Here is an 8,266-nt window from a genome sequence, read left to right as displayed (position 1 = left end):
GCCTCGGCCAGGCGCTCGGCAAGGCCGGGCAGATAGTCCGGATGGTCGCTGGCCTGCCAGAGCAGATGCGGCAGCTGCTGGGCAAAGTAGGCGGCGTGCTGGCCGGTGCCGCTGCCGATCTCCAGCACCCGCTGGTGCTCCTGCAGATGCCGGCGCAGTTCGGCCAGGATCGGGTCGCGGTTGCGCTCGCAGGCCTCGGACCATCGCTGTTGGGTCATGTCAGTTGCAGATTGCGGTTACAGCGCACATCGAACCATGACCGGAGTCACTTGTGCCACTCCCGGCGCTCCCCTGAAAGTCGGGGACTCGTCCAAGGTTGACGGCTTTGGCCCAAAACCGCTGCTGGGGAACCGCCTGCTGTGCAACGTCGTGAGTTTCTGACCCTGTCTGGGATGGGCCTGGCTGGCCTGATACTGCCGCACGCGCGGCTGATCGCTGCCGAGCAGCTGCTGGAGCCGGGCGACGTGGGCCGCAGGAAGGTGCTGGCCGAGGCCGCACTCGCGGCCGCGAAGCGCGCCGGGGCCAGTTACTGTGACGTGCGCATCGGCCGCTACCTCAACCAGGCGGTGATCACCCGCGAGGCGCAGGTACAGAACGTCACCAACAGAGAGTCTTCGGGCATCGGCATCCGGGTGATCGTCAATGGGGCCTGGGGTTTCGCCGCCACCCGCGAGCAGACCCCGGCCGCTGTACTGGCGGCGGTCAACCAGGCCGCGGCCATCGCCCGCGCCAACGCCACCCTGCAGACCAGGCCGGTGCAGCTGGCTCCGGTCAAGGGCGTGGGCGAGGTCAGCTGGAAGACCCCGATCCGCAAGAACGCCATGGCCGTGCCGGTGCAGGAGAAGGTGGACCTGCTGCTCAGTCTGAACGCCGCAGCGTTGAACGCCGGCGCGAACTTCATCAACTCCACCCTGTTCCTGGTCAACGAGCAGAAGTACTTCGCCTCCAGCGACGGCTCCTTCATCGACCAGGACGTGCACCGCATCTGGCTGCCGTTCACCGCCACGGCCATCGACAAGGCCAGCGGCAAGTTCCGCACCCGCGCCGGGCTGTCCTCGCCGATGGGCATGGGCTATGAATTCCTCGACGGCGACGCCAGCGGCAAGATCGCCCTGCCTGGTGGCATCACCGCTTACCGCGACTCCTACGACCCGGTCGAGGATGCGATTGCCGCTGCGCGCCATGCACGCGAGAAGCTCAAGGCCCCGTCAGTGAAGCCGGGCAAGTACGACCTGGTGCTGGACCCGTCGAACCTGTTCCTGACCATTCACGAGAATGTCGGCCACCCACTGGAACTGGACCGGGTGCTGGGTTACGAGGCCAACTACGCCGGTACCAGCTTCGCCACCCTGGACAAGCGCGACGCCGGCTACCGCTGGGGCAGCGAACGGGTCAACTTCTTCGCCGACAAAACCGCCCCGGGCAGCCTGGGCGCGGTCGGCTACGACGACGAAGGGGTCAAGACCAAGCGCTGGGACCTGGTCAAGGACGGCATCCTGGTCAACTACCAGGCCACCCGCGATGAAGTGCATCTGCTGGGCGAGAACGAATCGCATGGCTGCAGCTATGCCGACTCGTGGTCCAGCGTGCAGTTCCAGCGCATGGCCAATGTCTCGCTGGCTCCGGGCAAGACCCCGCTGAGCGTGGCCGACATGATCAAGGACGTGGAGAACGGCATCTACATCCACGGCCGCGGCTCGTATTCGATCGACCAGCAGCGCTTCAACGCGCAGTTCGGCGGCCAGTTGTACTTCCAGATCAAGAACGGCCAGATCGCCGGCATGGTCGAGGACGCGGCGTACCAGATCCGCACGCCCGAGTTCTGGAACGCCTGCAGTGCGATCTGCGACGAGCGCGACTTCCGCTTCGGCGGCTCTTTCTTCGACGGCAAGGGGCAGCCCGGGCAGGTTTCGGCGGTCTCGCACGGTTCGTCGACCACACGATTTGATGGCATCAACATCATCAACACCGCGCGAAGCCTGGGCTGAGTGCGATCACACGGAGAACTGCCTTGCAAAGACGTGACTTTCTTGCCCTGACAGGGCTTACCGCAGGCGGCCTGATCGTGCCGTCGTTCTTCGGCAAGGTGATCGCCGCCGAGCAGCTGCAGAGCACGCTCGACCCGGCGCTGAAGAAGCGCCTGGCCGACGCCGCCCTGGCCGCTGCCCGCCAGGGCGGAGCCACCTACTGCGACGTGCGCATCGGCCGCTACCTGCGCCAGTTCGTGATCACCCGCGAAGACAAGGTGCAGAACGTGGTCAACACCGAATCGACCGGTGTCGGCATCCGCGTGATCGTCAACGGTGCCTGGGGCTTTGCCGCCACCAACCAGCTCGGCCCGGGCGACGTGGCCAAGGCCGCGCAGCAGGCGGTCGCCATCGCCAAAGCCAACGCCGGCGTGCAGACCGCACCGGTCCAGCTGGCTGCCACCCCGGGCGTGGGTGAGGTGAGCTGGAAGACCCCGATCCGCAAGAACGCGATGGAAGTGCCGATCAAGGACAAGGTCGAGCTGCTGCTGGACGTCAATGCCGCGGCGATCGGTGCCGGGGCCAGCTTCGTCAATTCGATGCTGTTCCTGGTCAACGAGCAGAAGTACTTCGCCTCCACCGACGGTTCGTACATCGACCAGGACGTGCATCGCATCTGGGCCCCGATGACGGTGACCGCCATCGACAAGGCCAGCGGCAAGTTCCGTACGCGCGAAGGGCTGTCCGCGCCGATGGGCATGGGCTATGAGTACCTCGATGGCGCAGCCGCCGGCAAGGTGCTGACCCCGAACGGCGTGGTGAACTATGGTTCGTCCTACGACATGAAGGAAGACGCCATCGCCGCAGCGAAGCAGGCGCAGGAGAAACTGAAGGCTCCGTCGGTCAAGCCGGGCAAGTACGACCTGGTGCTCGACCCGTCGCACACCTGGCTGACCATCCATGAGTCGGTTGGCCACCCGCTGGAACTGGACCGCGTGCTCGGCTATGAAGCCAACTACGCCGGTACCAGCTTCGCCACCCTGGACAAGCGCGAGCAGCGCTTCCAGTACGGCAGCGAGCTGGTCAACATCTTCGCCGACAAGACCCAGCCGGGCAGCCTCGGCGCGGTCGCCTACGACGACGAAGGCGTCAAGACCAAGCGCTGGGACCTGATCAGCAACGGCAAGCTGGTGGACTACCAGACCATCCGCGACCAGGCTCATATCCTGGGCAAGACCGAATCGGATGGCTGCTGCTATGCCGACTCGTGGTCGAGCGTGCAGTTCCAGCGCATGGCCAACGTCTCGATGGCCCCGGGCAAGACCCCGCTGAGCGTGGCCAGCATGATCAAGGACGTGGAGAACGGCATCTACATCATTGGTGACGGTTCGTTCTCGATCGACCAGCAGCGCTACAACGCCCAGTTCGGTGGCCAGCTGTTCTATGAGATCAAGAACGGCCAGATCACCCGCATGATCGAGGACGTGGCCTACCAGATCCGCACCCCGGAGTTCTGGAATGCCTGCGCAGCCGTGGCCGATGAGTCCGATTACCGCCTGGGCGGTTCGTTCTTCGACGGCAAGGGCCAGCCGGGCCAGGTCTCGGCGGTCTCGCACGGCTCGTCCACCGCCCGCTTCAACGGCATCAACGTCATCAACACCGCCCGCAGCCTCGGCTGACCGGTCAGGAGCCCCTATACATGAGTATCTTCACCGAAGCCCAGGCCAAGGCCATCCTCGACAAGGTCATCAAGCTGTCCAAGGCCGACGAGTGCACCGCCGCGCTGACCGGCAACCTCAAAGGCAACATCCGTTTTGCACTGAACAATGTCTCCACCAGCGGCATCGTGGATGACACCGAACTGGCCGTGACCGTGGCCTTCGGCAAGCGCGTAGGCACCGCCTCGATCAACGAGTTCGACGACGCCGCGCTGGAACGCGTGGTCCGCCGTGCCGAAGACCTGGCCCGCCTGGCCCCGGAAAACCCGGAGTTCATGCCGGCCATCGGCAAGCAGACCTACAAAGCCAGCCCGACTTTCAGTGACTCCACCGCGGCGATCGATCCGGCGTTCCGCGCCAAGGTCGCCGCCGATTCGATCGCCCCCTGCCGTGGCAACGGCCTGGTCGCCGCCGGCTTCCTTGAGGACAGCCAGGGCTTCTATGCCACCGCCAACAGCAACGGCAACTTCGCCTACCAGCGCGCCACCAGCTTCGACTACACCTGCACGGTGCGCACCGAAGACGGCCGTGGTTCGGGCTGGGTCGGCCGCAACCTGAAGGATGCCGCCGACTTCAAGGCCGACCAGGATGTGCGCATCGCCATGCGCAAGGCGACCGAGTCCGCCGAAGCCAAGGCCTTGGAGCCAGGCAAGTACACCGTGATCCTGGAACCCGCCGCCGCGGCCGGCCTGATCAGCTTCATGATGAACTTCTTCAGCGCGCGCTCGGCCGATGAAGGCCGCAGTTTCCTGTCGAAGAAGGGCGGCGGCAACAAGCTCGGCGAGCAGGTCTACGACCCGCGCGTGACCATGTTTGCCGACCCGTGGCACCCCGAGGCCCCGGTGCTGCCGTGGGACGACGACGGCCTGCCGCGCGAGCGCATGGCAATCATCGAGAACGGCAAGGTCGCCAATCTGGATTACTCGCGCTTCTGGGCGCAGAAGCAGGGCAAGACCGCCAAGGCGACGCCGGGCAACCTGCTGATGAGCGGTGGAGAAAAGAGCACCGCCGAGCTGGTCCGCGGCACCCAGAAAGGCATTCTGGTCACCCGCACCTGGTACATCCGCATGGTCGACCCGCAGACCGTGCTGCTGACCGGCCTGACCCGCGACGGCACGTTCTACATCGAGAACGGCCAGATCAAGCACCCGGTGAAGAATTTCCGCTTCAACGAGTCGCCGGTGATCATGCTCAACAACATCGAAGAACTGGGCAAGCCGGTGCGCGTGGCGGGTGACGAGTCCAGCTTCGTGATGATGATTCCGCCGATGAAGCTGCGCGACTTCACCTTCACCTCGCTGTCCGACGCGGTCTGATGACCGCACCGGCATGAACCGGGCGCAGTTCCTGCGTCTGCTCGTGGGCGGTGCCGCACTGGCGGCACTGCCCTCGTTCGCCCGCGCCCAGGCCGGGCGCTACGACTTCTGGTTCACCCGGCTCAAGTACGACTCCGGCGACTGGGACGTGGATGCTCGCATGCCGTCCAATGTGATCACCTCGCTGATCGACTACACCACGCTGCGGGTGGACCCGACCGAGCATGTGATCGCGCTGTCGGACCCGCGCATGCTGGAGGCACCGTTCTGTTACCTGGCCGGGCACAAGCTGGTGGAGTTCAATGCTGCCGAGCGGCAGAACTTCGTGCGCTATGTACGCAACGGCGGCTTTGTATTCGTGGATGACTGCAACCACGACATTGATGGCTTGTTCGCCAAGTCATTCGAGGCGCAGATGGCCAAGCTGTTCGGGCCTTCGGCGTTGAAAAAGCTGCCCAACAATCACGCGCTTTATCGCAGCTTCTTCCGCTTTCCAGACGGACCGCCGGCCACGGGCTTCGAGCTCAATGGCTGGGGCGATGACCTCGTGCACGATTATCTGAAGGGCATCGAGGTGGACGGGCGACTGGGCGTGCTGTACAGCAACAAGGACTACGGTTGCGAGTGGGACTACGACTGGCGCAACAAGCGATTCCTGGCTGAGGACAACACACGGTTTGCGGTCAACATCGTGATGTATGCGTTGAACAACTAGATAGCGAGTACCAAATGAATACCGACAGCCGGATTGATGATCTCCTGCCCAAGCTGCAGCCGTTGCGCGAGGCACTGGGCCAGGCCGTGGTGGGCCAGCACGCGGTCGTCGAGCAGCTGCTGATCGGCCTGCTGGCCGGTGGCCACGTGCTGCTGGAAGGCGCACCGGGGCTCGGCAAAACCCTGCTGGTGCGCTCGCTGGGCCAGGCGTTGGAACTGCAGTTCCGGCGCGTGCAGTTCACCCCGGACCTGATGCCCAGCGACATCCTGGGCACCGAATTGCTGGAGGAAGACCACGGAACGGGGCATCGGCATTTCCGCTTCCAGCAGGGTCCCATCTTCACCAACCTGCTGCTGGCCGACGAGCTCAACCGGACCCCGCCCAAGACCCAGGCGGCACTGCTGGAGGCGATGCAGGAACGCACCGTCAGCTACGCCGGCACCACCTACGCCCTGCCCGCACCGTTCTTCGTGCTGGCCACGCAGAACCCGATCGAACAGGCCGGCACCTACCCGCTGCCGGAAGCGCAGCTGGACCGCTTCCTGCTGCATGTGCGGGTGGACTATCCGACCGAGCAGGAAGAACACGACATCCTGGTGCAGACTACCGGCAGTGCCAGCGCGAAGGTCCCGAAGGTACTGGAAGCAGACGATGTACTGGCCCTGCAGGCGGCGGTACGCCAGGTGCATGTGAGCGAAGACGTGCTGGCCTGGATCACCCGGCTGGTACGTGCCAGCCGCCCGGGTGATGGCGCACCGCAGGCGGTGAACCACTGGATCAAATGGGGCGCAGGCCCGCGCGCCGGGCAGTCGCTGGTGCTGGCGGCCAAGGCGCGTGCGCTGCTGCAGGGGCGCTTCGCCGCCACCCGCGACGACGTGCAGGCGCTGCTCGCCCCGGTGATGCGCCACCGCGTGCTGCTTTCGTTCGCTGCTGAAGCCGAACAGAAAAGCGCCGACGATGTGATCGCCGCGCTGCTGCAGGCCGTGCCTTTCCCCGCCTGAGAACGTGGTGAGCACGCACGCCCCGATTGCGATCCCGGCCGACGTCCGCAGCCGCTTGAAGACGCTGCGGCTGCTGCCGCGTCGTGCCAGCGGCGCGCAGGGCATCGGCCAGCATGCCAGCCGCAGTCGCGGGGCCGGGCTGGAGTTCGCGCAGTACCGGGCCTACGAGCCCGGTGACGAGCTGCGCCAGATCGACTGGAAGCTGTACGCCCGCTCTGACCGCTTCTTCGTGCGCGAGTCAGAGCGCGAGAGCCCGGTCACGGTGTGGCTGCTGGTGGATGCCACGGCATCGGCCGACCAGCGTGACCTCGCCAATCCAGGACGCTCGCGCCTGGACCACATCAACGCCACCGCCGCCTGCGTGGTGGAACTGGCCCTGCAGCAGGGCGACCGCTTCGGGTTGATCACGGTCAATGGCGACGGCGTGCAGGTGGTGGCTGCCGGCAGCGGCGCACGCCAGCGCGACCGCATCCATCTGCTGCTGCATCGCCTGCGCGCGCAGGGCTGCTGGCCTGCGGCGGACGCTCTGCGTCCAGTCTGGGAACGCGTACAGTCCACCGACCTGCTGGTCGCGCTGGGCGATGGCTTCGACGACGCGTGCACTGTGCTGCTGGAGCGCTTGGCCGCCGCCCGTCGCGACGTGATGCAGGTGCAGGTACTCACGGCCGACGAGCGTGATTTCCCGTTTACCGATGGGCATCGCTTCCGCGATCCGGAAACCGGTGAGGAACTGCTCGGCGATGGCCGCGCGATCCGTACCGACTACCTGACCCGCTTTGCCGAAGCGCAGGCGGTGCTGCAGGCGCGCCTGCAGCGTGGCGGCATCGCCCACGTGGTGACCCATACCGACCAGCCATTGGACGCGCCGCTGCGCCAGCTGGCGGGGAGCGCGCGATGAGCCTGTCGCTGTTGTTCCCGCTGGGGCTGCTGGCCTTGGCAGCGCTGGTGGTGCCCTTGCTGATTCACCTGGCCCGTCGACATCACTACGCGCCGCTCGACTTTGCGGCGCTGCGCTGGCTGCAGGCCAAGGCAAAGCCGCAGCAGCGCATCCGTTTCGATGAGTGGCCGCTGCTGCTGGTGCGCCTGCTGTTGCTGACGGTGTTGGCGCTGCTGCTTGCGCGTCCGCTGCTGCACGGTACTCCCCCGCAGACCGCACCGTGGGTGGTAGTCGCCCCCGGACTGAGCCCACCGGCGCTGGATGAAGGCACCGAAGGGCGTTGGCTCGCGCCGGGTTTTCCGTCACTGGACGAAGCGCCGCCTGCGGGCCCGCTGCCGTTGGCCAGCCTGCTGCGCGAGCTGGATCAGGCCATTCCTGCCGGTGCTGCGCTGACCGTGCATGTACCTGATCCAATGCCGGGACTGGATGGCGAACGTGCGCGGCTGTCGCGCACAGTGAGCTGGCGCGTCGTGCGCCATCCGTTACCCGCGCCTGCAACGGCCGCGGTGGCACCGGCGCTACGCGTGGCCGGTGCAGCCGCCGACGCACAGGGCCAGCGCGTACTGGACGCCCTGCAACAGGCCTGGAGCGGGCAGCCCTCCGCGCCGGCGC

General features: G+C 66.1%; 8 protein-coding genes. 7 read left to right on the top strand and 1 reads right to left on the bottom strand.

Annotated elements, in window-relative coordinates; genetic code table 11:
* Positions 1–218 (bottom strand): DUF938 domain-containing protein (locus EGJ34_RS19000; protein WP_125362017.1); only part of this gene is annotated, 218 nt, incomplete at its 3' end.
* Positions 219–359: 141 nt separating this feature from the next.
* On the opposite strand from EGJ34_RS19000, the gene EGJ34_RS18995 reads away from it, so the two are divergent.
* The 7 genes from EGJ34_RS18995 to EGJ34_RS18965 form a co-directional block, all read left to right on the top strand.
* A complete protein-coding gene (locus tag EGJ34_RS18995) occupies positions 360–1,988 on the top strand; it encodes a TldD/PmbA family protein (RefSeq protein ID WP_185750250.1) in 1,629 nt (542 codons plus the stop codon).
* Positions 1,989–2,011: 23 nt separating this feature from the next.
* The gene (locus EGJ34_RS18990) at positions 2,012–3,646 is read left to right on the top strand and encodes a TldD/PmbA family protein (RefSeq protein WP_125362016.1); all 1,635 of its coding nucleotides are present in this window, start codon (positions 2,012–2,014) and stop codon (positions 3,644–3,646) included.
* Positions 3,647–3,666: 20 nt separating this feature from the next.
* Entirely contained in the window at positions 3,667–5,001 is a 1,335-nt protein-coding gene (locus EGJ34_RS18985) for a TldD/PmbA family protein (protein ID WP_125362015.1), read from the top strand.
* A 13-nt stretch (positions 5,002–5,014) separates the two neighbouring features.
* Positions 5,015–5,716 carry a DUF4159 domain-containing protein gene (locus EGJ34_RS18980; RefSeq protein WP_125362014.1) on the top strand — a complete coding sequence of 234 codons (702 nt, stop codon included), beginning with the start codon at positions 5,015–5,017 and terminating at the stop codon, positions 5,714–5,716.
* A 14-nt stretch (positions 5,717–5,730) separates the two neighbouring features.
* On the top strand, positions 5,731–6,717 hold the full coding sequence (locus EGJ34_RS18975) for a MoxR family ATPase (RefSeq protein WP_125362013.1): 987 nt from the start codon (positions 5,731–5,733) through the stop codon (positions 6,715–6,717).
* Between the two features lie 7 nt (positions 6,718–6,724).
* A complete protein-coding gene (locus EGJ34_RS18970; RefSeq protein WP_125362012.1) occupies positions 6,725–7,615 on the top strand; it encodes a DUF58 domain-containing protein in 891 nt (296 codons plus the stop codon).
* 2 nt (positions 7,616–7,617) lie between these two features.
* Positions 7,618–8,266: BatA domain-containing protein (locus tag EGJ34_RS18965; protein WP_185750251.1), on the top strand; the 649-nt coding region annotated here is incomplete at its 3' end.

It is taken from the genome of Stenotrophomonas sp. 278, from assembly GCF_003935715.1.
Classification (GTDB): domain Bacteria; phylum Pseudomonadota; class Gammaproteobacteria; order Xanthomonadales; family Xanthomonadaceae; genus Stenotrophomonas; species Stenotrophomonas maltophilia_AH.
Note: the sequence above shows the minus strand (reverse complement) of the source record. Positions and strands in the feature narration are given on the sequence as shown.

Excerpts from the sequence above, each read along its gene's own strand:
- EGJ34_RS18975 (WP_125362013.1), top strand. The coding sequence starts at position 5,731 with ATGAATACCGACAGCCGGATTGATGATCTCCTGCCCAAGCTGCAGCCG.
- EGJ34_RS18985 (WP_125362015.1), top strand. The coding sequence starts at position 3,667 with ATGAGTATCTTCACCGAAGCCCAGGCCAAGGCCATCCTCGACAAGGTC.
- EGJ34_RS18980 (WP_125362014.1), top strand. The coding sequence starts at position 5,015 with ATGAACCGGGCGCAGTTCCTGCGTCTGCTCGTGGGCGGTGCCGCACTG.